Source organism: Bacillus sp. ok061 (assembly GCF_900108285.1).
GTDB lineage: Bacteria > Bacillota > Bacilli > Bacillales > Bacillaceae_G > Bacillus_A > Bacillus_A thuringiensis_S.
Genome location: NZ_FNUW01000005.1, coordinates 180,408 through 203,611, shown reverse-complemented (window position 1 = coordinate 203,611; position 23,204 = coordinate 180,408). Strand labels below are relative to the sequence as shown.

The window sequence follows — 23,204 nt, the reverse complement described above, 5'->3', positions numbered from 1 at the left end:
TCGCACAATTACTTTGTTTCATCTCTCAGACTCAATGTACCTAAACTTTCATTTACTTCAAAATGATTATATGCTTTTCCTGCTAATTTTTTCCGTTCTTCTGGTAATTCTATATATTTCATTACGTTTTCAATTATTTTTTCGTACGGAGTAAATACAATTCCCGGCCACTCTACCTCATCTTCTGGATTACTATTTTCGGAAATAATAAATTTCTTATTTGCGACTGCATAAGACACGCGAGGTGTTTCAAGAATTCCTGATAAGTAAAAATGAATATTTAATATAATTTTAGCTCTAGCAATCAATTCATTTCTAACAATTCCCCACGCATTATTTTTAAAAACTATATTTAAATTCGGGGCAATCGCTTTTAGATGATCAAAAATAGCTTGCCGCCTCGGATTAAGAGCACCTATAAACAGAATATCAATATCTTCAGTAATCTCATCTTCAAATGCATCTTTTTTTATTTCCAAAGTTGGAGCATAGCTCATTTCTACATGTTTTATTTCTTTTCCTACCCCTTTTTGTTTTAGCCATTCTATATTTTGTTTACTATAATCCCAAATCACTCTATCTTTTAATAATATTAAATAAAGGGGGTGCGCATATGGACTTCCTTCGTATAGCTGTTCTAAATTATAAATAATTGCATCTTTCGGAAGAAGATTCGGGTTATATGCGTATGTATGTGCTCCAAAAACAACTGTATTCTTTACATTTTCCAGTATTGTTTCTGATATAATTACTGTATTTCCCTCCTGCTCCAACCGCCACTTTAAAGCTCGCGCAACATCTATGAAACTACCGTATGTCTTTGGGCATATAAAAAGACAATAATCATATTCTTTATTCAAATAAGCTTCCATTAATTTCAAATTATTTTTATATAAATCTACATCCGGATGTTTAAGTACCAACTCATTTGCATGTTTTCTTGCTACTTTATATAATCCAGCATAATAAGCAGCGATGCATCTCCTTAATTCGATTCTTTCCCGGTCCTCATCTAATACATCCATGTTTAAAAGAAGATTTGCGATACAATACGCTTTTAAATGATCACGATCATAATAATAGTCTAGTAGTGGCATCAATTCTTCATACGTATTTCCATGCACCGATTCTCCTAGTTCAATCGCCCATCGCATTAATTCCATGATTACTCCACTACTCCTTTAACCGAAAATGTATTTAATAAAATTTCGCATTATTCTCTACTACATTTGCTATATGAAATGGAATCTCTTCTTTAATCGATTCCAAATACTTTTGCGACACGGCCCCTAAATGTTTTTTATGAGGTATATAGAAAGCACTAATAGAAATTTCATAATCAAATAAGTAATCATACACATGATAATCTACAAATAGAAGATCATCCTTTGGAAAAGGAATTTCCTTCCCTTGCAGAGCATACATCAAAGCAATATTGTTTTGAGATCGTAATCGATACAACCTTGCAAGTTGATATAATGGTTCAGCCCGAGTTGGTCTATATTCCCACGCTTTTTGAAAATAAAAAACAGCTAATGCTAAATATTGCTCTTCTTGCCCTTTAACATTCTCTTTTTCATCAGCATCTGTCACTTCATTTTGTTTATTTGCTGAACGATTTGCTAACTGCTCATAACAAAATCCTATTCGCAATAACGAATAGAATACCTCTTCAACCCATCCCCCTGCTTCCACTCGCTTTTTATACCATTTAATCGAATCTTCAAATTGACTTAAATGAAAATAAGTCTGCGCTAAATAAAATAAATATCTTATATGCAAATCCGGCGTTGTTTCTGGGTCGTTTATTCCTTGTAATAACAACCTCTCATCTCTTTCAAATTTATCAGCTTTACTCCCGCCATCTCCAGGGTCATTCACGACAAGAGTCTCTAACCGATCTACCCTCGTATTGTAATTCACTCCAACTTTTGAACGATCTATATCCCAATACTCATGAGTAACACCGACAGATTTCCATGGTAAAGAAGCTTTCAAAAGACGTGTAAGCCAATATTTAATATGAACATCATATTGCAATGTAAGATAATGATCTTCCGTTAAGCTCTTTTTATCGAAATTCGGATCAACCTCTAAAATCATATCTGCATCTAATATTAATAAATAATCCGCTTCTGGATATGTTTTTTGCGCTAATGAAACAGCTAAGCTTCTGTTATAACCAAAGTTTTTAAACGGCTCATGATGAACCGTTCCAGGTATCTTATTTTCCTTACACCAATTTTCAATAATTTCAGGCGTATTATCCGTCGATCCAGTATCACAAATAGAAACAAAATCTACAATTGATTTTGTTGCATTTAAACATCTTTCCATAATTCTAGACTCATTTTTGACGATCATACAAAGACATAACTTTTTTTCTTCCTTTACAGACTTCACTTGCTCATTTCCCATTTAACCACCTCATATTTTATTAACACGCTCTTCTTATATGTAACAACATTTCTTAGCTATACTGATGACATAAGCACCCTTTTACTATTTATGAAAACTTCATTTTATTTATTCTTACTTTTATGTTGGGACATATTTCATACTTCGCTTTATATTTGATACAATCAATACAAAAAAATATAATATGGGAATCCGTACATTTCAAAGTCTAAGAGGAGGTTATATTTTGTTGGATTACATTTGGCTAGATGACAAATCAACAATTTTAGAACAACTACCAAGCAACTTTAAATCTGCAGCTATATTGCTACATCCTTTTGTCCAAATGCCTTTAGGATGGGAAAAGTCCGTGAGAAAAAGCCCATATGAGCACATCTATCCTAGCGCTGAAGAAATCATTCATAATGGGAAATCCGTTTCTTGGAAGGAAATGATGTCTTATAGTGGATTACATTCATACGCAGAATTAGCAATGGCCATGTTGACTTCCATTAGTGCCTTTACAGAAGAATATAAAAGAGAGGATTTAGCTGAAAAGCTACATTCAAACTTTAAAAAAGATCTTTATTATCCAACAGAAGATTATACGTCTATATTTTTATTACATAAATTACTTAAACTCCTCGGTTCTAAAGGTGCAAAAAATCTATATTTCTCTGAACCAATTCTTGATACAAACGGATTATTAAAGGTAAATAATACTACTCCATTAGATATTTGGGACATTAGCAATAATGAGTTAATTATTACTGGCGAAGACAATGAGTATGCGTTTATGAGTATATTTGATTCCTTTATAACTTTATTATTAGCTAAAGAAGAAAATATAGAATATATTGTTCAATCAATGAATGTTGAAGCTGTCATTTGTGACAAAAAAACGATGATTGATTGGTATTTTTAAATTAGTAATTTCTTAAACTATAAAAAAGAAACTTGCGCTTATGCACAAGTTTCTTTTCAAAAACATCCTTATTTTTTTACAACTTCATGTCCACCGAACTGATTACGTAGTGCTGAAACTACTTTTCCATGGAATGTATCATCTTCCTGAGAACGATAGCGCATAAATAATGACATAGCGATAACTGGTGCTGCAGCTTGAAGTTCAAGTGCAGTTTCAACAGTCCATTTTCCTTCTCCTGAAGAGTTCATTACACCTTTAATGCCATCTAGTTTTGGATCTTCTGCAAATGCTTTTTCAGTTAAGTCCATTAACCAACCACGGATAACTGATCCGTTCGCCCATACTTTTGCAACATCTTCATAATTGAAATCAAAGTCACTCTTATCTAGTACTTCAAATCCTTCAGCGATTGCTTGCATCATGCCGTACTCAATACCGTTATGAACCATTTTTAAGAAATGACCACTACCAACACGGCCAGCATAAGAATAGCCATTTTCTACTGCTAAATCTTTAAATAAAGGTTCTAATTGGTCGTAAATTTCTTTTTCTCCACCAACCATTAAGCAAGCACCGTATCTAGCTCCTTCTACACCGCCTGATGTACCGATATCTACATAATGTAATCCGAAGCTTTTTGCTTCTTCAGCACGGCGTAACGTATCTTTATAGAATGAATTTCCGCCTTCAATAACGATATCACCTTCATCTAATAACGGATATACATCTTTTAGTACTGACTCTACAACTTCTCCTGCAGGCACCATTACCCAAATTGTACGAGGAGCTTCTAGTTCAGCGATCATTTCTTTTAATGTATGACGTGCAGTAATTCCTAGTTTTCCTGCCTTTTCAACAAGCTCTTTATTTACATCGTATACAACTACTTCATGCTTGTCTTCATGTAAGTGTTCAGCTAATGGGAATCCCATTTTTCCTAATCCAATTAAACCTAGTTTCATATTAATCAATCTCCTATTCTATACAAATATATTTAATATCGAAATTAGCCCAAGTGCTACTACAGATAATATAGTCTCCATTGCAGTCCATGTTAATAATGTTTCTTTCACAGTCATTCCGAAATACTCTTTAATCATCCAAAATCCTGAATCATTCACGTGTGATAAAATTAATGATCCTGCACCTGTTGCAAGTGCTAATAATTCAACATTTACACCTGGTGTACTTGCTGCAATCGGTGCAACAATACCAGCTGCTGTCATCATAGAAACAGTTGCCGATCCAGTTGCGATTCGGATTAGTGCCGCAATTCCCCACCCTAATAATATCGGTGAAATATGCGATTCTTTCGCCATATCTGCAATTGTCGTTCCAATTCCAGAATCTAATAGTACTTTATTAAATGCGCCGCCTGCACCAATCACTAACAATATGTTTGCAATTGGCCCAAGGCAATCATTTGTAAATTGTAATACTTTATCTTTTGAGAAACCTTTTGCATATCCAAGACTAAAGAAAGAGTAAATAGTTGCAATTAATAAAGCCACAATCGGATCTCCAGTAAAGTGTAATACTTGTGCTAGTTGACTCGTTTTATTTAATGCAACTTCCGCTATTGATGCACCAAGCATAAGAAATACTGGAAGTAAAATTGTAAACAATGTATTCCCAAAGCTAGGAAGCTCTTTTTTATTATCTTTTTCAACAAATTGCTCCGCTATATCTAACGGTACTTCCTTATGTATACGAGCTCCAATCCATTTCCCGTAAAGTGGACCTGATATGATTGCAGTTGGAAGTCCGACAATTAATGCATATAAAATTGTCTTCCCTACATCTGCTTTAAAAATACCAACTGCCGCCATTGCCGCTGGGTGCGGTGGAACAAGTCCGTGTACGACTGACAGTCCTGCTACTAGCGGAATACCAATTGTAATAAGCGATACCCCAGTTTCTAACGCAATTGTAAATACTAACGGAATTAATAGTACAAATCCAACTTGGAAAAATACCGGAATCCCTACTAAAAATGCAACGAACATCATCGCCCAGTGAACTCGTTTCTTCCCAAAACGATTAATTAATGTGTTAGCGATACGTTCAGCACCACCAGATTCGGCCATCATTTTTCCAAGCATCGTTCCTAGTGCTAAAACTATTGCTAAAAATCCTAACGTATTACCAAGCCCTAGTTTAATAGAATCAATAATTCCTGGATCTTTTGGTGAAGTTCCAATTAAAGGCATTCCCATTGCTAATCCTACACCAATTGCTGTTAAAATTAATGCGACAAATGGATGCCATTTTACTACCGTAATAAGTAAAAGTAGTATGACAACTGCCGCTAGTACGATCCCAACTACCATTTCTCCCAATCCCCCTATTGTTTACGTTGGAAAGCAGCTATACAATCAAATTCTTCTTTCAAGCGATTGTAAAGTCGTTCATACATATAAAACATTTCTAAATATATAGCCGTATTTTCTTTATTCGGTACATGGTGATGAACAATATCAATCCAATCCTTTACCTCTTCAAGAGAATCAATTTTTCCTACAGCATATAAAGCAACTGCCGCTGCCCCAAGCGCAGATGCTTCATGACTTTCAGGTACAAGCAATTCTTTCCCCATCATATCGGACAACATTTGTCTCCAAAATGCAGATTTCGCAAACCCTCCTGAAACTCGTATTTCAGTAAGTGGCCCTGTACAATCTCTAATTGCGAGTGCTACTGAATATACACTCATACAAACACCTTCCATCACTGCACGTATAAAATGTTCTCGCTTATGTTGAAGATTGATTCCAAAGAATGTACCACGAGCATTTGCATTCCAGTAAGGTGCGCGTTCTCCAGATAAGAAAGGTAAGAACAATAGCCCATCCGCTCCAGCTGGTACGCTTTCTGCATATTTAATTAATAAATCATAAGGATCAATTCCGAGCTTTCTTGCTACTTCTTGCTCTGGACTACCAAATTCATCACGTAACCATCTCAGTAATATTCCGCCGTTATTCGTTGGACCACCGATTACCCAGTGCTCATCTGTTAATGCGTAACAAAACGTTCTCCCTTTCTCATCTGTATTTATATTTGATGAGATTGTTCGAACCGCACCACTCGTTCCAATGGTAATTGCAGCCGCACCCGGCGATATCGCCCCAACTCCTACATTTGCAAGAACCCCATCACTTGCTCCTATGACAATTGGTGTCTCTGCACTTATCCCCATCTTCTGTGCTAATTCTGGCTTCATACCTGATAAAATATATGTAGTTGGTACAGGGGTTGATAATTGTTCTGGTGACATATGTAACATAGTTAAAACATCTTCATCCCAGTTTAATGTTTCTAAATTAAATAACCCCGTAGCAGAAGCAATCGAATAATCAACTACGTAGCGTGAAAATAATTGGTAAATCACATACTCTTTAATGGAAATGAATTTATAAGCACTTGTATATAACTCTGGTTCCTCTTCTTTCATCCATAACAATTTAGAAAGTGGTGACATCGGATGAATTGGTGTACCTGTACGTCTATAAATTTCATGCCCATTCATTTGTTGTAATAATTTTTCTGATTGCTTCGTACTTCGATTATCTGCCCAAATGATAGAACGCGTTAATGGCGCACCATTTTCATCTACTGCAATTAATGCGTGCATAGCTGTACTAATACCGATTGAAGAAATATCTTCTGGTAATACATTACCCTTTTCAATGGCAACGCTTACACTTTTGTATACAGCGGCACATATTACATCAGGATCTTGCTCAGCCCATCCGACGTTCGGTTGAATAATTGGGTAATCGATTGCATGTGATGCAATGACTTTTCCTTTTTCTGTGAACACAACCGTTTTCGTACTTGTGGTACCGATATCAATCCCGATTACTCTCCCCCTTGTTTCCATGCGAATCTTCCCTTCATTTCTAGCAAAATACGATTTAGTAAACCGTTTACATGAATTAGTATATAAAATATTTTTTCATTTATCAAGTTATAAAAAGAAAATTTTTTTCATACAAAAAAATAAATCTACTCATTCCATTTCACTTATACACTAAATTTAGCTACTCCTTGCGGTAAAATTACGTTATATTCGTTACGCAATACACTCTTTCCTCTCATTAACAACACATACATAGTCCTCCACACGTTCTACTCATTTGCATGAAGAAAGAGTTGAAAAGCAATATTCATTTTTAGCGGTCACGTAATATCGCTATCAAGCCAAGAAAAGTAACTACCCGCAGAATGAAAATTCTGTGCATTTTGCTCTTGTTTATTGTTTTAAGTTCACTAGTCCTTTTGTCTTGATAAAAATAGAGCGCGGCCCCTACTATTACTTTTTTATCTTGTAAATATATCTTGCATACTATAAAATTCAACAGTATTTTTATTTTTCAGAAAAATAAAACAATAATATAGAATTTATTGTATAATGTTGTAAAAAGATGTCGGAGGGATTTAATGTTAAATACAATATCTCAATTCACAATTAAGCTTTCATCAATTCTTTTATCACTCTTACTATTATTAAATTTACCTTATTTATTTATCACTCAACAAGGATTTACCTTTCAACCAATTTATTTTTTTAATCAGATCGTTACCATGTTAAAACAGGTCTTCTCCCCTGAATCATTAGTGATTATAGGATCCGACCCGAAGTTTGGCCATTTCAAAAAAACACCATTATTTCCAACTGTTTTAGAACCTTACCTATATTCATTTACTATATTATTTTCAGCCTTTTTTCTTGCTCTCTTTTTATCATCTAGCATGGCATTTTTTTATTTTTTAGCAAAAGATTATATAAAAAAATGGATAAACCGAATTGTGTTCATATTAGAAGCTGTCCCTGATATGATGATGATGATTTGTTTGCAAATATTTTTCATATGGGTACTTCAGAAATTCGGGGAATCTCCTGTCACTATTATTTCTTTTAATGAAAATCGAGCTTATTTACTCCCTATTTTATCATTAGCTGTCTTACCTACATTACAAATGTTTCGGATGATGGTGTTATACATAAAAGAAGAACAAGGAAAACATTACGTAGAGGTTGCATATGGAAAAGGCCTTTCATCAAGTTATATACTATGCATTCATTTATTCAAAAATATATCTATCCACTTCTTCCACCATTTAAAAACGATTTTTGTTTTCTTACTTTCTAATTTATTCATTTTAGAATTTGTTTTTAATATGGAAGGCATTATTCAATTTTTATTTAATAAGGCGTTTGTTTCACCTCCAGCTGCATTTATCATACTTGTTATGATTATTTTACCGTTTTACGCCATTTTCCAAATAATCTCATTCATGATGAATAGATGGAAAAAGCAATTGAAAGGAGTATCATTATGAAATCTATTTGGAAATCAAAACGCTTTTTAATCGGCTTTACTTATTTATTCATACTTATTTCAGCTAGTTTTATTTATAGTTGGTTCTTTAAAGATAACATCCCAAAACCTCCTCAGTTACTTTACAATGAAAATAACGAATTACTTGGAAAGGCTCCCTTTCCGCCATCGTTAATTCCACCTTTTGGATCTGATCGTTTTGGAGAGTCTGTTTTCTTACAAATTGTAGAAGGAGCAAAATTCACTATTTTATTAGCCGTGGCAATTAGCTTCTTTCGAATTTTATGCGGAACATGTATAGGAATCCTCTTAAGTTTATTTGCTCCAAAACTCAAGGGATTTTTCCAGTCATGCTCAGAAGTTTTTTATTATATTCCAACTCTATTTATCGCATTCATACTCATCACGCCCGTTAATATTGTAATCACATCAAATGCTGATGGGGTAGATCCAAATGTTTCATTTACGTTTTATCAAGTACTCGTACTTATTTTCGTCGCTCTACCTACACTTTCTTTATACATATCCTCAGAAGTTGATGAATTTATGAAACGAGATTACATCTTAAGTTCACAATTACTGGGTGCTAGCCGTTTTCATATTATCAAAAAACACTTACGAGTCTTATTACTTGACCGCTTATTTGTATTATTTATGGAACATATCGTCCAAACACTCATACTCGTTATCCATTTAGCGTTGCTTAACATTGTAATTGGCGGGATACAAATGCGTGAACTCTATGACGGAGTGCTCAAACCTGTTTCTCTATCTAATGATTGGGCAGGCCTTATTGGATTAAATCGTAATGAAATGAATCTTTCATGGTGGATTATTTTTTATACTCTCGCTTCATTCTTTATTACGATTCTATTTATTAAGCTTATGACCATCGGGATTCAAGATGCACTGAAAGCAAGAGATTCGCAAATTGCAGCAATTCAAACCGTTCCAGATCATAAAAAATTTGTTAAACATAAAGATTCTTTTTCGTTTGCAAATAAAGTGAACCTTTAATCATTCCTCGTTAATCGGCATTGGTATTGGTATTAGTGGAATATAAAGAAGATGATCCCTATTGAATACAGGGATCATCTTTTTATGCCGTCTAACTTTTTTACATGTCCTTTGCTAGACTCATGCTTTTTATATTTAAAGTGAATTATTTGCAATTACAATTATGCTGTTTAAAATCAATTACCATGCGCCCTTGAATTCTACCTTGTTCCATTTCTTCGAATACATTTTGTACTTTATCTAGAGAACAAGTTTGAACAACCGGCACTACTTTTCCTTCTGCCCCGAACATAAATGCCTCTTCTAAGTCCTTACGAGTACCGACTAGAGAACCAACTACTTCAATTCCATCCAGTACAAGTCGTGGAATGTTTAAATCCATAGTTTCTACTGGTAGCCCTACTGCAACTACTTTACCGCAAGCACGTACTGCATCAACTGCTGAGTTAAAGGCTACTTTAGAGACTGCTGTTACTACAGCCGCATAAGCGCCACCAAACTCCTCCTGAACAATTTTATCAGCAGGACCTTGAGAAATTGGATTGATAGTCATATCAGCACCAACTTCTTTCGCTAAGGCTAATTTGTCGTCATTAATGTCTACTGCGATTACCTTTGCACCAAATACATTTTTAGCATATTGGATAGCTAAGTTACCTAATCCACCGCAGCCATAGATTACAATAGGTTGACCAGGTTTAATATCTGATACTTTAATAGCTTTATATGTAGTTACACCAGCACATGTAATGGATGATGCTTGAGCAGGATCTAATCCTTCTGGTACTTTCACTGCATAATCAGCTGTAACGATACATTGTTCAGCCATACCACCATCTACTGAATAACCAGCGTTTTTAACTTCACGGCAAAATGTTTCTCTACCAGTTACGCAATATTCACAACGTCCACAAGATTGGAACATCCATGCAATACTTACACGATCACCTATGTTTAGTGAAGTAACATCATCAGCTATTTTCGTAACAATACCTACACCCTCATGACCAAGAATACGGCCATCAGTGTTACCAAAATCATGATTCGCAACGTGTAAATCAGTGTGGCAAACTCCACAATACTCTACATCTACTAACGCTTCGCCTGAGCGTAACGGACGTAATTCTTTTTCAATCACTTCGATGTTTGCTTTGCTGTTTTTATTAACCACTACCGCTTTCATATGTGATCTCCCCTTTAGTGTTTTAGCGTTTTAATGAGTTTATCTCACAACTACTTTCCTCACTACTTTGGCTAGTTATTGTACCAAATTTAAGTGTTCAATCATCATTACATCTTCATCATAACATGACACTTCATAAACAGTTTGTGAAATTATGAACAATACTTGAATTATTACACAAATCGGTCTTTATTTTAAATTTTAAAAAATGAGAGTTTATCACTGACTATAAGTAAGTCATACATTTCTAAAAGAAAAGAAAAGAAAATAAATTAACAAACTTCTCATTGATAAAAAAAGCTCTTCACTCAATATTTTCTACATTTAAACACTTAGTTTCACAGTAATAGCCTTTGCCACCAACATAAACTTTTTCTATTTTATTTTTGCTATTGGTTGCTAATTTAACTAATATTTCAGAAGGCGAGTGTAAAGAATAACCTTGTTCAAATACATAAACTTCTTTTTGCAAGTAGTGCTGTTCATAAAGGTAGCAAGCTAATGCACCGTTTGAAGTTCCAGTCGCTGCTTCTTCATTGATATCGTATAGTGGAGCAAAATTTCTGCATATAATTCGATTGTCATTAAAAGTGTATAGATGCATCCCGACAACATTATAATACTTGCTGATTTCTTTAATTTTTTCAAAGTTAGGTTGCAGTGTATGTAATTGTGTTTCGCTTTTTATAGGAATTAAAATATCTTTTAAGCCCGTGGAGACAATTTGAATTGGGTAATTATTGCCTATATCTTTAATGTCAAAACAGTCGATGAACTCGTTTGGAGATACAACATCATAGAATATCGGTTTGTTTTGTTCCATGAATATAATGTCATCTTTTATGGTAATAGCAAGAACACCGCTGTTCGTTTCAATCGTATAGCGATTCTTGAAAATTTTATTTAAATGCATCAGTATCGTGAAAGAGCCGATTGTGGCATGACCACATAAATCAACTTCTTCTTTTGGTGTAAAATACTCAAATTTATAATCAGCAATTTCAGATTCTGATATAAATGCGGTTTCCGCATAGCCCAGTCGTTTGGCTATTTCCATTTTTTGAGTAGTAGTCAATGTATTCTCTATAAATACCACTCCTGCTTTATTTCCACCTTTATTATCCTTGCTAAATGCACTTGCAACATAAACGGATATTTTCATAAGACACCTTCCTCGCTTATAGTAAATTGTAATATAGAAAGCACTACGTATAAATGTCATTGGATAAATTATCAATAAAACAAGAGACAAACTATTTTTTTAGCATCTGAACTCTCCAAAAATAGTTTGTCTACAGTCTGAAAGCTCTTCATTTGAAGAGCTTTTTTTATATTCGCTTCATCGAAATCGTTTCACGTATACTTTGTAAATTTTTTAGCGTTTCCTCTTGTCGCTGCAACGACAACCCTACATACAAAGTATCTAATAAGCTTAACTGTGCTAATCGTGATGAACTTGCTTCTGTGCGGAACTCAGTCTCACGTGTTGATGTATATAACGTTATATCAGCAAGTTGACTTAATGCTGATTTCTTATAGCTCGTAATCGCAATAATTTTGGCCCCTCTTGCTTTCGCTACTTCTAATGCTTCAAGTAATCCTTTATTGCTACCAGAGTGAGAAATGCCAATAACAACTGAATTTTTCGAGAGTAAACCTGCTCCCATAATTTGAAAATGCGAATCAGTATGAGCGATACAAGAAATACCCGTTCTCATAAACTTATGATACGCATCCATCGCAATAATACCAGAGCCACCATTTCCATAAAACTCAATTCGACTTGCTTCTTGCAAGGCTCGTACAGCCTGCTCAAGTGCTGTTTCATTTAGCAAATGTAAAGTATCTTGCAGTCCTGTAATATGCGAATGAAAAACTTTTTTAGCAACAGTTACCATACTATCTTCTGCTGATACCTCTTCATGAATATTTTGCATTGGTGTATGTACAATTTCACGGGCTAATGTAATCTTTAAATCTTGAAAACCTTGCAAACCAAGGTGTTTACATAAGCGGAATATCGTAGCTTCGGAACTATTCGTAACTTCAGCTAATTCTGTAATAGATTTATGTACAACATCTTGTGGATGTTTCAAAATATGTTCGGCAATACTTCGCAATTTCGGTGATAAACCATTTAACGAAGCCTGAATCTTTCCAATCCCACTTCTTGTACCAGGCATAGCATATCCTCCCCTTCCATCGTAGCTTTATCCTGTAAAAATCGATTAGTTTAACTAATTATCAGTGGGGATGGTCCCCCACTGATTAGAGTTTCACTTTATTGTACCTAATTATTGAAAGAAGAAAAACCTATATTAGGGATTACTATAAATTTTAATTGCTCCTATGTATTCTGTCATACGATATAACAGAATTATTCATACTTATGAATAATTCTCCCCATGTTTCACTGCGTATAATGCGGCTTGCGTACGATCATCCACTTCCAATTTAGCTAAAACGTTTGAAACGTGTGTTTTCACAGTTTGTTCTGTAATATGAAGTTCTGCTGCAATCTCCTTGTTGCTTCTTCCTTTCGCAATTTCACGAAGTACCTCTTGCTCTCTTTTCGTTAACATTGAAAAAGGATTTTCTATTTCCTTCTTTACTGTGGAACGCCCCATTAATGCAGGTGTTACTTTCGGGTGAAAATTTGCATTTCCTTGATGTACTGCAATAATAGAAGCGACAAGTTGCTCAGGTTGTACTTCTTTTAATTGATAACCATCTGCTCCAGCTTCAAGTGCTGGTATAACATAATCTTGCTCTGAAAAACTACTTAATATAAGTATCTTTATCGTCTCATCGTATTGCTTTAGACGTTTTGTCGCCTCAATTCCATCCATTTTCGGCATTGATACATCCATTAGTACGACATCTGGTTTTTCTTTTTGCACGAAATGTAATGCCTCTTCGCCATTTTCCGCTTCCCCAATAATTTCAAATTCTTCTCTCGTTTTCAAAAAGAATACAAGTCCTCTTCGAACGATATGATGATCCTCAACTAATAGCAATTTAATTTTCAACCTTATTCTCCCCTTCAAATCGGCAATTGAATTTCTATTTTTGTACCCTTTCTCAGCTCTGTTATAATTTGAAACGATCCCTTCATTAACTGAATACGTTCCTTCATACTTTTCAGGCCAAGTGCTGACTCCCTTACTTGCTCTTGTATAAACCCTATTCCATTATCTTCTATGTAAAAATATAACTGGTTATTTTCTATTTTTAAAAGAACATATACCTTTTCACACGAAGCATGCTTTTTACAATTATGTAGCGCCTCTTGGCTAATACGCCATAAAACTTCTTCTATTTCATCCCCAATTGAAACCATCCCATCAATTCGAACTTCCACTTGAACTCCTAACAACTTCCCGTAATTTTGAATTGCTTCTGCTAATCCTTTCTCTAATCCTTCAGGTCTTAATTGCCAAATTAATAGCGTCATCTCTTGTAATGCTTCTTGTGATAATTCTCCAATATAACTTAACATCTCTTGCAATTCTCTATCTTGCGTCATATTCAAAGTACCTTTTGCTGTTAGCATAATAGAAAATAACAATTGTTTTACTGAATCATGTAAATCACGTGCAAGTCGATTTCTTTCCGCTACCACAACATATTTACGTTCTTTCTCAACTAATTGAATACGTTGTATTGTCGTTCCAATTTGAAATGCAATTGATTCTAATAACGCTAACTCTTCCTCTGAAAAATGAGTCTTATGAGGGGCAGCCACATTTAGTAGACCGAATTTTTCTGATCCAGACCTAAGCGGAATTGTCGCATGATGTGTAACATCTTCTGTCTCTCCCCAATTACATTCAATTGCATCTTCTATTCGCTTACATTCAATAATATTAGTCGCTTTTTCCAATCTCCCATTCACAAAACGTTCTACACACCAACAGTTTCCTTCACACATCGGCTTCTTCTCTTGCCAAGTAAGAGCCTCTGGTAAATTTTCGTCTACAAGCATGCTGTGCTTCCCACTTTCATCAATAAAGAATATCCACCCTGTTTGTAAATTCATAACTTGTAACAATGTATGTAACACTTTTTCTAACATATCCTGTAAGTTTGTTGCTTCATTTAATAATTCAGCAATTTCTTTTAATGCTTCTAAACGATGCATCTCTTTTTCTTCAAAGTTCATTCTCATCACCAACTACAATTATAACATTAAGAAATTTCTAAATTCTATAAATAAAAAAGAGCTAAATTCCTTCAGCTCTTTTTCCTCAATCATTTTATTATTTTTTCAAACTTTAGCAGCGAAACTACACCCCTTGTTGAAATTATTCTTCTTTAGCTGTCCGATAAAGATTGTCCACCATGAATATGCTGTAAACTTTCAGTAGTAACAACCATATTCGCTGCCGGCATTTGCACTTGATTCTTATGGAATATAGACATTAATTCAAATCTTACTTGTCTAGAAGTTTCAAAATAATCTTCTGGCTTTATTAAACCTGTAATACAAAATTCATAGCCAACATATTTCAGGTTAGGATTTAAGTCTGTAACACCGACGTATTTAAATGGTTCAACAGCCTCATCCTCTACTCTATAAAGAGTTTGATCCAATTTTTCATTGCATATAACACATACTTCTTCTAACAATTCCTTCACTCTTGTTGGATCTTCCTGATAACTTACCGTGATGCGTTCAATTACACGCATCCATCCTTTATTAAAATTTTGTATCGTTCTAATCTCTCCGTGTGGGATGGTAAGTAATTTTCCTGACCATTCACGTATTTGCATAAAACGAATACTAATCTCTTCAATAGTTCCTGAATTTGTTCCGTTAAAAGTTACAAAATCGCCAACCCGAAACTCTTTGTCCGCTAATCTTGCAAAGCCTAATATAACATCTTTTAACATCTGTTGTGCAGCAAAACCGATGACAACTCCAGCTATCCCTGCACCTGCAATAATACTTTTTATATCTACAAATTGGCTAATTAAATATATGATAAGACTGATGATAATGATATATCTAAAAATAGATCGAATTACACTTTGAATCGTCTGCTCTACCTCTTCATCAAAAAAGCTTGATTTCCTAAAAAACCAATCAATAATACGGTTTATTACAAACGAAATAATGATTAAAACTAAAGCAAATAGCAAAAATCTTAAAAGTAAAAACTCCCTTACATAATTAAAAAATTCTTCAGTATACGTTAATAAGCTCATTTAACCACTTCCTTACTAATAAAAAATTCATAATCATCTAATTTTTTTAGGGAAATCTATTATCCTAATTAAAAATGCCACTACCCTTACTATGTATTTTGACTCTATTACTAATTCACTTTAAACAGTATGTCTAGATGTTCTTTTTCCTCTTCCTTTAAATATACCCTTTTTAATAATTTAAGGGGAGTTAATAGTGAATTTTTTAATATCAAAACTTTATTCTACTCATTACGATTTCAACGAATTAATTAAGTACAAAAAAGAGCTGAATTCATCAGCTCTTTTATTCGATATTAATTGTTGTCTTACTGTTTTTTTCTTCTTCCAATTTTGGTAATTCAATTGTCAGTACGCCATCTTTATAATTTGCTCTAACATTTTCTCCCTCAACTTGTTTAAAACTAAAGCGTCGAGTTACAGAACCTATAGAACGCTCCTTACGAATATATGTGCCGTTCTCATTTTTTTCTTCTACTTCATTATGATTCGTTGCTTGAATCGTTAATACATCTTGTTCAAAATCAACTTGAATGTTTTCTTTTTGAAAACCTGGTAAATCTGCTTTCACAGTATATTTATCAGATTGTTCATGAACATCTACTTTAAAGGTATCCATGTTCATCGGTTTAAAAAAAGCATCTGTCATCCCTTCTAATAAAGAAGGCCCAAAATCAAAAATACCATTTTGACGTTTTGTTATCTCTGGAAATAAATTACGCATATTTTTTTCCTCCTTATTATTTATGAATGAAAGATTATCTCTTTCTGTCTTTATTATAGCATTTGGTCAAAAAAGGTCAAAGTTTTTATTTGACCTTTTTTGATGTATATTTTACCAAATATAACACATGCGATATTTGACATCTCTCGTCCTTATAAAGAGGAATATATTTATATCATAACGAATAGTTTATATGCTTTTATTTTTCCTTACGGAGGTTACATACAATGGGGTATATCGAAGAACTTAGAGAAGTTGTCGGATCAAGGCCACTCAATTTAGCAGGCGTTGCGGTAGCTGTTTTCAATGAACAAGGACAAATATTACTACAACAAAGGCGAAATGGCATGTGGGGTGTCCCAGGAGGTTTTGTGGAACTTGGTGAATCAACAGAAGAAGCTGGAAGACGAGAAGTACTTGAAGAAACAGGAATTGAAATTGGTACACTTCAGCTAGTAAGTGTGTTTTCAGGTAAAGAATTTTTTGTGAAATTACCGAACGGAGATGAATTTTACCCTATAACAATCGCTTACCTTTGCAAAGATATTACAGGTGGCTTGCTAAGAGCTGATGGAGTCGAATCATTACATGTACAGTTTTTTAATTTAAATGAGCTACCACAAAATATTAGTCCATTCATAAAAAAATTAATTGAGCAAAATATCGTCTCGGTTTAAACGCAAAAAAGAGACCTTTTTAAAGGCCTCTTTTTCATTTCACTTCTGCATGTAAACAAGATTTAAAATGTCCAAGTGCAAATTCATGCCCTTGCGCATTAAAAGATGCAACTGCCTTTTCATAAACAACAATTTTAAATCCTTTATTATACGCATCTACTGCTGTATGAAGAACGCAAATATCAGTACAAACACCTACAAGATGAACTTCTTCTATTCCTCTTTCTCTTAACTTCATCTCTAAATCTGTTCCAGCAAACGCACTGTATCGCGTTTTATCCATATAATATACATTCTCAGCATTTTTATATGTTTCGTATACTTCTTGTAACTCACCGAATAAGTCTCTACCATTTGTACCTGCTATATTATGAGGAGGGAATAATTTCGCTTCGGGATGATATTCATCATTTTCTTCATGTTTATCAATTGCAAACACTACGTAATCTCCATTTTCAATATATTGCTTCGTTATATGTACAATTTCCTGTTCGATTTCTTGACCTGGTTTTCCGCAAGTTAAAGCGCCTTTTTCCGCTACAAAATCATATGTATAATCAATATTAATAAGAGCTCGTTTCATAACTACTATCTCCCCTTCTCCTGTTTCACAGTAAACAATAGAAAATTTGTTATTACGACATCGTATGTACTATTCGACATTTCAAATGAAATACCTACATTTTTCTTGTAAAACTTATCTTAATCAAAGTTTATCATAAAACAGGCACACAATGACAAAACATATACTTCCCATTAACAAGTCATAAGTTTGATAATTAAACGTAAGTTGATTAACATCTTGTATATTAAACCAAATTACTGACATGATTATACTAATCAAGAAGATACGAACATATCGATTCATACCTTCAACCTCTTTCTCCATCATAGTAGTAACAAGTGATTCCTTACTGCTTAATCATACTAGAAAACGAAATAAATTATTCCCTATTACACCATTCCATCCAAACAAAAAAGCACACTACTTTTTTGAGTAATGTACTTTTTATTCTGATTAAGACGCAGGCTTTGTCTCAAATGTTGCTTGATTAAAACTAATAACCTTTCCTTTCGGGTCATTGTTTTCATACTGAACTGCAGTAATTGTATGACTACCTGTTTCCAGCGTCTTTTCTTTTAATTGTACTGTTGTCTGTGTTGTACTAGTTACTTGATGTTTATCTGTATACATTTGATCTACAAATATGAATGTTTCTTTATCACTTTGAAAATTAGAAAGTTCTAATTCAACTTGCTGAATTAAAGTATCCTTTTTGATGAATACAGTCGGTATATTTCCATTTTCAGAAGTACCATCTGGAGTAATAACTTTTACTTTCCCTTCTCCAATTGACATTGCGCCTTCAGGAAATACAACCATATTCTCATCACTTGCGTTTACAACTTGTTCTTCCTGTTTTGATTGCGCGTCCTCTTTTTCCTGTGGAGCACCGCAACCTACTAATAACAATACAGACAATCCAGTGATTATGAATTTTTTCAAAATTCATCCCCCCTGTCATTTGATTATAATTTATTATACAAAAATAACTTTTAAATTTTAAGACAACTTTTAAAACTTTTATGAACATATAGAAGCTTGCTCACGATTAATGTATCATACTTTCCTTAATAGAACATTAATTTTTTTTATGAAATAAATAGTAATTCCTTCTTATTTATCATTTTAGCCCAACAAATCGATATAATACCCGCTCCAAAATAAAAAGACATTGATATGTCCAATGTCTTTTTATTTTGCACTTTAAAAAACAAATGTTGTGATTTCTTCTACTTCTTTTCTTGGAAGTTTTTTTGGCTTATCTTTCGGAAATCCGAGTGAAATAACCATATTTATTTGTTTTTCAGGCTCAATTTGTAAATATTGACGCAGTTCATCTTGAGCTAGCAATACTGGCCCTGTCATTGGACAAGTACCAAGTCCCTTTGCATGTGCAGCTAACATTAAGTTTTGTGCCGCTAAACAGCTACTCTTAATCCCTTCTTCTTCCCAAACTGAATCTGGAACAAAAGCAATGGGATCAAATATCTTTTCACGAAACTTTGATTCATATGGTGTTGCCAAGCATACGATTAATACTGGTGCCTCAGAGAAAGCTGTCGCATATGGTCCGAAAGAACGCGTAAGTAATTTCCCTGCTTTCTCTGCTCCATTGTCTGTTGCTTTTGCCGCAAGTTTATGTAAAGCATCCCATGTCATTTGTTCAATTTCTTTAATCTTCTCTCGGTTCATAATGACCAAGAATTCCCACGTTTGTGAGTTCGTATCGCTCGGTGCATAACGAGCACAATCAATTATTTCTTTTATATCATTAGTAGACACTTCTTGTTCTGTGAACTTTCTAACACTTCGTCTTCCGTGAATTACTTCTTTAAAATCTTCATAATTCATACATTAAATCCCCTTTTTACAGCGTTTTCAAATCTTGTCCTACGCTTGAATTATATCATGAAAAAAAGCTGGAGGAATACCAGCTTTTTTCTTCAATATTAGTTCATAACTTTAAACAATCTAATACTTTCTTCATATGCCACTTGGAGTTTCTTTGTAATTGGTCCTCTTTCGCCGTTTCCAAACTGTTCATCACCAATTTGAACGACTGGGAATATTTCAAGCGGCGTCGCTGTAAAGAAGCACTCATCAGCCTCATATACTTCTTGTAATGAAAACTCTCGTTCCTCTACTTCGATATGTAACTCTTTCGCTAATGTAATAACATAGTGCCGCGTAATGCCCTGTAGAATGAAATTGTCAGCCGGATGTGTAATCAATTTATTATTTTTCACCATAAAGAAATTTGAATGACACCCTTCAGTCACAATGCCATCTCGTACTAATATTGCTTCTTGATACCCTTGTTCATTTATTTTATTTTTAATCATGATATTTGGTAAAAGATTTAATGATTTTATATGGCAAAACTTCCACCTGATGTCCTCTTCTACCGTTACCTTAATCCCAGCCTTCATTGAAGCAACTGGTCTTGGGAACGAAACAAGATTTGCAAAATATGTCGGTTGTAAATCTGATTCATATACATGATTGCGTGGTTGTGCGCCTCTTGATATTTGTAAATATACATTCCCATCTTCTTGAAATTGATTTTTTTCAATCATTTGATGTAACTCTTCCACTAATTCTTCCTTCGTAAATGGTGGAATTAGTTTTATTTCTGCCATAGAGTTAAAGAATCGTTCCAAATGTAAATCTAATAAATGAGGTTTGCCATCGTATAGTCTAAATACTTCATAAATACCATCACCAAATTGGAAGCCGCGCTCTTCTAATGCGACCATCGGCTGTTCTTCCTTCGTATTAATCATTCTCCCATTAAACAAGATCCACTCTTTATGAGTAGCTTTCATTCTTCCCCACTCCTTTATCACATGATTGATTTTATTGTACAACTTATGTCACCCTTGAAGAAGGAATTTTCTGTATTTTAACAAACAAAAAATACATCACTTCGTAAAAGTGATGTATTTTATCATTTATTTAAGGAAATATTTTTCAATATCATCTAACATAAGGTTCGCAGCTTTAATACCGCCTGCTGTATTCCAGATTACTTCATCTACTTGGAATACTTTATTATTTTTAGAAGCCTGTAGTTGCTTAAAGAGTGGATCTTCTGTCCATTCCTTTGCTAACGAATTTCCTTCATTATTCTTATCTGCATCTTTATCAGACGTGAAATAGAATAAGTAGTCTCCGTCCATATTTGGAATTTGCTCTTTTGTAATTCCTTTTATCGCAAAATCATCTTTATCTTGTAATGGTGGTCGTTTAAATCCAATATCATTTAAAACAACTCCCGAGAATGAGTTTTTTTGATAAATACGAACATCACCTGGTACGAAACGAATAATAGAAACTTTAGAATTCAATTTATCGCCTAACTTCTCTTTCATTCCTTCAATACGTTTTTTATAATCATCAAGAGCTTTTTGCCCTTCTTTTTCTTTATTTACAGCTTTTGTATAAAGCGTAAAGTTTTCTTTCCAATCACCGCGTAATGTTTCTGCATAAACAGTTGGTGCGATTTCTTTTAGCTGATCATATATTTTTTCGTGACGCATTTTATTTCCGATAATTAAATCTGGCTTAAGCTTCATTACTGCTTCTAAATTAATATCACGTTCAGTTCCTACAACTTCCGTATTTTTTAACTCTTTCGCTACATGAGGGTACCATTCATCACCAGCACGTGGTTTCGTAGTCCCCACTGGCGTTACGCCCACAGCTAGGAGAGCCTCTGCACCTTCATTTGTTAAAACAACAACTTTTTTAGGTGTACCATTTACTGTCGTTTCGCCCATTGCATGCTTTACCGTATATGAATCTTTTGCTTTAGCTGATATATCATTTTCTTTTTTCTCTTCTTTACTACATCCTGCAATTACAACCATGAGTATCATAATGCAGAACATAATTAGTTTTTTAGTATGTATCATATGTCCTCCCTAGATGAAATCGATTATCATTAACAATTAAAGATTAATGTATACTACATACATTGTCAATGTATATCAGAAAACTTTTTTAATATATACCATTTCGATTCTATTGGCTTTTCTAATGTTTCTTTTTAACACATAGTGTATAAGTATGAAAATTTATGTTGTTATTACAATGCGTATCTGAGTTATACATAACAAAGATACGCATCCATATTGCATTATCATTTTAATTCCTAATATTGAGTATACTTAATATACGATGGATCATTATATACCCACTGATTTCCACCAAGGTTTAACCAACCATTTTCATTTATATATACTAAATAAGATTCTGGAGGATTTAATTGACGGATAACTGTAGATGTAGTTGATGGACCACTTCTTAAATTTACATTCATCCCTTGTATATATGCAACCCCAATCGGACTTCCATCACTATTGCTTGTCTTTACAAAATTAATGTAAGAAGGATCATTATACACCCATTGTCCATTCCCCAAATCTAACCATCCGTTACTTTCCTGATATACAACGTAAGATTCTGGAGAATTTAATTGACGAATAACTGAGGAAGAAGTTGATGGACCATTTCTTAAATTTACATTTTTCCCAAGGATATAAGCGATTCCCTTCGTTTGAGGTGTCGGTTGTGGGTTAGGAGGTTGTGGATTTGGAGCTACTCCAAAAATAGCCGCTATTCCATTTGCATACGCTTGACTTAGATCTTCAATAAATTGTGAATTCTTTAATAAATTTGCATCAAACGTTGTATCAATAAAGGCAGTCTCAGTTAAAATTGCATCCATTGCGGTTTCTCTTAATACCGCATAATTTTCTTTTTTCGCTCCTCGATCACGAAGACCGTATTTTGTTAATACAGGATTTACTGCTGTATGCATCTTTTGTTGCTTTGCATATGCAGTGCTGCTGTTGGATAACGCATTATAAATATAGCTTTCAAAACCTGTACCCCCGCCGCTATTAATATGAAATGAAATAAAATAATCCGCACCAAAAGCATTAGCAATATTAGCACGTTCCGATAAGGAAATAAACACGTCACTATCACGTGTCATTTTAATTGTAATTGGGTAATTTACCGTTAAAATATCTCGAACGCGTCTAGCAATTTGAAGCGTTAAGTTTTTTTCTACTAAGCCATTACCAACAGCACCAGAATCATATCCACCGTGCCCTGCGTCTATAACAAGTTTCATTTTACTACCCCGCCCCTTTC

General features: G+C 34.0%; 23 protein-coding genes. 4 read left to right on the top strand and 19 right to left on the bottom strand.

The window, feature by feature from the left end; translation table 11 throughout:
- Positions 1-8: 8 nt before the first annotated feature.
- Together C4S65_RS09705 and C4S65_RS09700 are read right to left on the bottom strand one after the other, a co-directional pair.
- Entirely contained in the window at positions 9-1,163 is a 1,155-nt protein-coding gene (locus C4S65_RS09705) for a hypothetical protein (RefSeq protein ID WP_000422322.1), read from the bottom strand.
- A 34-nt stretch (positions 1,164-1,197) separates the two neighbouring features.
- Complete coding sequence (locus C4S65_RS09700) at positions 1,198-2,418, bottom strand: glycosyltransferase (RefSeq protein WP_000526229.1); 1,221 nt, start codon at positions 2,416-2,418, stop codon at positions 1,198-1,200.
- A 139-nt stretch (positions 2,419-2,557) separates the two neighbouring features.
- Between C4S65_RS09700 and C4S65_RS09695 the strand changes: the two genes are divergently transcribed.
- On the top strand, positions 2,558-3,322 hold the full coding sequence (locus tag C4S65_RS09695) for a DUF2711 family protein (RefSeq protein WP_061665984.1): 765 nt from the start codon (positions 2,558-2,560) through the stop codon (positions 3,320-3,322).
- A gap of 68 nt (positions 3,323-3,390) precedes the next feature.
- Here C4S65_RS09695 and gnd read toward each other — a convergent pair whose 3' ends face one another.
- From gnd to gntK, 3 genes are read right to left on the bottom strand one after another with little or no spacing between them, the layout of a single operon-like run.
- Complete coding sequence (gene gnd, locus C4S65_RS09690; RefSeq protein WP_000765982.1) at positions 3,391-4,287, bottom strand: phosphogluconate dehydrogenase (NAD(+)-dependent, decarboxylating); 897 nt, start codon at positions 4,285-4,287, stop codon at positions 3,391-3,393.
- Positions 4,288-4,305: 18 nt separating this feature from the next.
- Positions 4,306-5,655 (bottom strand): GntP family permease, encoded by a 1,350-nt coding sequence (locus C4S65_RS09685; RefSeq protein WP_116365477.1) that lies wholly within the window; start codon positions 5,653-5,655, stop codon positions 4,306-4,308.
- A 14-nt stretch (positions 5,656-5,669) separates the two neighbouring features.
- Positions 5,670-7,208 carry a gluconokinase gene (gene gntK / locus C4S65_RS09680; protein ID WP_000449999.1) on the bottom strand — a complete coding sequence of 513 codons (1,539 nt, stop codon included), beginning with the start codon at positions 7,206-7,208 and terminating at the stop codon, positions 5,670-5,672.
- A 560-nt stretch (positions 7,209-7,768) separates the two neighbouring features.
- On the opposite strand from gntK, the gene C4S65_RS09675 reads away from it, so the two are divergent.
- On the top strand, positions 7,769-8,671 hold the full coding sequence (locus C4S65_RS09675; protein WP_000935303.1) for an ABC transporter permease subunit: 903 nt from the start codon (positions 7,769-7,771) through the stop codon (positions 8,669-8,671).
- Complete coding sequence (locus tag C4S65_RS09670; RefSeq protein WP_061665981.1) at positions 8,668-9,687, top strand: ABC transporter permease subunit; 1,020 nt, start codon at positions 8,668-8,670, stop codon at positions 9,685-9,687. The genes C4S65_RS09675 and C4S65_RS09670 overlap by 4 nt, the downstream gene beginning before the upstream one ends.
- A 145-nt stretch (positions 9,688-9,832) precedes the next feature.
- Here C4S65_RS09670 and adhP read toward each other — a convergent pair whose 3' ends face one another.
- The 7 genes from adhP to C4S65_RS09635 form a co-directional block, all read right to left on the bottom strand.
- Positions 9,833-10,870: an alcohol dehydrogenase AdhP gene (gene adhP, locus C4S65_RS09665; RefSeq protein ID WP_000649130.1), complete on the bottom strand. Its 1,038-nt coding sequence runs from the start codon at positions 10,868-10,870 to the stop codon at positions 9,833-9,835.
- Between the two features lie 304 nt (positions 10,871-11,174).
- Positions 11,175-12,032, bottom strand: a complete 858-nt coding sequence (locus C4S65_RS09660) for a PhzF family phenazine biosynthesis protein (protein ID WP_061665980.1) — start codon at positions 12,030-12,032, stop codon at positions 11,175-11,177.
- A gap of 166 nt (positions 12,033-12,198) precedes the next feature.
- Positions 12,199-13,053 (bottom strand): MurR/RpiR family transcriptional regulator, encoded by an 855-nt coding sequence (locus tag C4S65_RS09655; RefSeq protein ID WP_001119645.1) that lies wholly within the window; start codon positions 13,051-13,053, stop codon positions 12,199-12,201.
- A 204-nt stretch (positions 13,054-13,257) separates the two neighbouring features.
- Positions 13,258-13,899, bottom strand: a complete 642-nt coding sequence (gene casR / locus C4S65_RS09650) for a two-component system response regulator CasR (protein ID WP_000694624.1) — start codon at positions 13,897-13,899, stop codon at positions 13,258-13,260.
- A 14-nt stretch (positions 13,900-13,913) separates the two neighbouring features.
- Complete coding sequence (casK, locus tag C4S65_RS09645) at positions 13,914-15,011, bottom strand: two-component system sensor histidine kinase CasK (protein WP_170959196.1); 1,098 nt, start codon at positions 15,009-15,011, stop codon at positions 13,914-13,916.
- Positions 15,012-15,184: 173 nt separating this feature from the next.
- Complete coding sequence (locus C4S65_RS09640) at positions 15,185-16,078, bottom strand: mechanosensitive ion channel family protein (RefSeq protein WP_000055429.1); 894 nt, start codon at positions 16,076-16,078, stop codon at positions 15,185-15,187.
- A gap of 286 nt (positions 16,079-16,364) precedes the next feature.
- Positions 16,365-16,802 carry an Hsp20/alpha crystallin family protein gene (locus C4S65_RS09635; protein ID WP_001245058.1) on the bottom strand — a complete coding sequence of 146 codons (438 nt, stop codon included), beginning with the start codon at positions 16,800-16,802 and terminating at the stop codon, positions 16,365-16,367.
- A 227-nt stretch (positions 16,803-17,029) separates the two neighbouring features.
- Here C4S65_RS09635 and C4S65_RS09630 point away from each other — a divergent pair, with 227 nt between their 5' ends.
- On the top strand, positions 17,030-17,479 hold the full coding sequence (locus tag C4S65_RS09630) for an NUDIX hydrolase (protein ID WP_098447937.1): 450 nt from the start codon (positions 17,030-17,032) through the stop codon (positions 17,477-17,479).
- Positions 17,480-17,513: 34 nt separating this feature from the next.
- On the opposite strand, the gene C4S65_RS09625 is transcribed toward C4S65_RS09630, so the two are convergent.
- From C4S65_RS09625 to C4S65_RS09595, 7 genes are all read right to left on the bottom strand, one after another.
- Complete coding sequence (locus C4S65_RS09625; RefSeq protein ID WP_000816791.1) at positions 17,514-18,062, bottom strand: isochorismatase family cysteine hydrolase; 549 nt, start codon at positions 18,060-18,062, stop codon at positions 17,514-17,516.
- A gap of 123 nt (positions 18,063-18,185) precedes the next feature.
- On the bottom strand, positions 18,186-18,371 hold the full coding sequence (locus C4S65_RS35125; RefSeq protein ID WP_098447938.1) for a hypothetical protein: 186 nt from the start codon (positions 18,369-18,371) through the stop codon (positions 18,186-18,188).
- Between the two features lie 126 nt (positions 18,372-18,497).
- On the bottom strand, positions 18,498-18,986 hold the full coding sequence (locus tag C4S65_RS09615; RefSeq protein WP_000713494.1) for a hypothetical protein: 489 nt from the start codon (positions 18,984-18,986) through the stop codon (positions 18,498-18,500).
- Positions 18,987-19,247: 261 nt separating this feature from the next.
- Complete coding sequence (locus C4S65_RS09610) at positions 19,248-19,895, bottom strand: nitroreductase family protein (RefSeq protein WP_061665977.1); 648 nt, start codon at positions 19,893-19,895, stop codon at positions 19,248-19,250.
- Positions 19,896-19,993: 98 nt separating this feature from the next.
- Positions 19,994-20,869, bottom strand: a complete 876-nt coding sequence (gene dat / locus C4S65_RS09605) for a D-amino-acid transaminase (protein WP_000648395.1) — start codon at positions 20,867-20,869, stop codon at positions 19,994-19,996.
- Positions 20,870-20,995: 126 nt separating this feature from the next.
- On the bottom strand, positions 20,996-21,958 hold the full coding sequence (locus tag C4S65_RS09600) for an iron-siderophore ABC transporter substrate-binding protein (RefSeq protein WP_000581983.1): 963 nt from the start codon (positions 21,956-21,958) through the stop codon (positions 20,996-20,998).
- A gap of 239 nt (positions 21,959-22,197) precedes the next feature.
- Positions 22,198-23,184, bottom strand: a complete 987-nt coding sequence (locus C4S65_RS09595) for an N-acetylmuramoyl-L-alanine amidase (protein ID WP_097960466.1) — start codon at positions 23,182-23,184, stop codon at positions 22,198-22,200.
- Positions 23,185-23,204 lie beyond the last annotated feature (20 nt).

Coding starts and splice junctions, on each gene's coding strand:
- C4S65_RS09675 (WP_000935303.1), top strand. CDS start 7,769: ATGTTAAATACAATATCTCAATTCACAATTAAGCTTTCATCAATTCTT.
- casK (WP_170959196.1), bottom strand. CDS start 15,011: ATGCATCGTTTAGAAGCATTAAAAGAAATTGCTGAATTATTAAATGAA.
- dat (WP_000648395.1), bottom strand. CDS start 20,869: ATGAAAGCTACTCATAAAGAGTGGATCTTGTTTAATGGGAGAATGATT.
- C4S65_RS09600 (WP_000581983.1), bottom strand. CDS start 21,958: ATGATACATACTAAAAAACTAATTATGTTCTGCATTATGATACTCATG.
- C4S65_RS09670 (WP_061665981.1), top strand. CDS start 8,668: ATGAAATCTATTTGGAAATCAAAACGCTTTTTAATCGGCTTTACTTAT.
- C4S65_RS09660 (WP_061665980.1), bottom strand. CDS start 12,032: ATGAAAATATCCGTTTATGTTGCAAGTGCATTTAGCAAGGATAATAAA.
- adhP (WP_000649130.1), bottom strand. CDS start 10,870: ATGAAAGCGGTAGTGGTTAATAAAAACAGCAAAGCAAACATCGAAGTG.
- C4S65_RS09640 (WP_000055429.1), bottom strand. CDS start 16,078: ATGAGCTTATTAACGTATACTGAAGAATTTTTTAATTATGTAAGGGAG.
- gntK (WP_000449999.1), bottom strand. CDS start 7,208: ATGGAAACAAGGGGGAGAGTAATCGGGATTGATATCGGTACCACAAGT.
- C4S65_RS09705 (WP_000422322.1), bottom strand. CDS start 1,163: ATGGAATTAATGCGATGGGCGATTGAACTAGGAGAATCGGTGCATGGA.
- C4S65_RS09635 (WP_001245058.1), bottom strand. CDS start 16,802: ATGCGTAATTTATTTCCAGAGATAACAAAACGTCAAAATGGTATTTTT.
- C4S65_RS09610 (WP_061665977.1), bottom strand. CDS start 19,895: ATGAATTATGAAGATTTTAAAGAAGTAATTCACGGAAGACGAAGTGTT.
- gnd (WP_000765982.1), bottom strand. CDS start 4,287: ATGAAACTAGGTTTAATTGGATTAGGAAAAATGGGATTCCCATTAGCT.
- C4S65_RS09655 (WP_001119645.1), bottom strand. CDS start 13,053: ATGCCTGGTACAAGAAGTGGGATTGGAAAGATTCAGGCTTCGTTAAAT.
- C4S65_RS09685 (WP_116365477.1), bottom strand. CDS start 5,655: ATGGTAGTTGGGATCGTACTAGCGGCAGTTGTCATACTACTTTTACTT.
- C4S65_RS09595 (WP_097960466.1), bottom strand. CDS start 23,184: ATGAAACTTGTTATAGACGCAGGGCACGGTGGATATGATTCTGGTGCT.
- C4S65_RS09630 (WP_098447937.1), top strand. CDS start 17,030: ATGGGGTATATCGAAGAACTTAGAGAAGTTGTCGGATCAAGGCCACTC.
- C4S65_RS35125 (WP_098447938.1), bottom strand. CDS start 18,371: ATGATGGAGAAAGAGGTTGAAGGTATGAATCGATATGTTCGTATCTTC.
- C4S65_RS09700 (WP_000526229.1), bottom strand. CDS start 2,418: ATGGGAAATGAGCAAGTGAAGTCTGTAAAGGAAGAAAAAAAGTTATGT.
- C4S65_RS09625 (WP_000816791.1), bottom strand. CDS start 18,062: ATGAAACGAGCTCTTATTAATATTGATTATACATATGATTTTGTAGCG.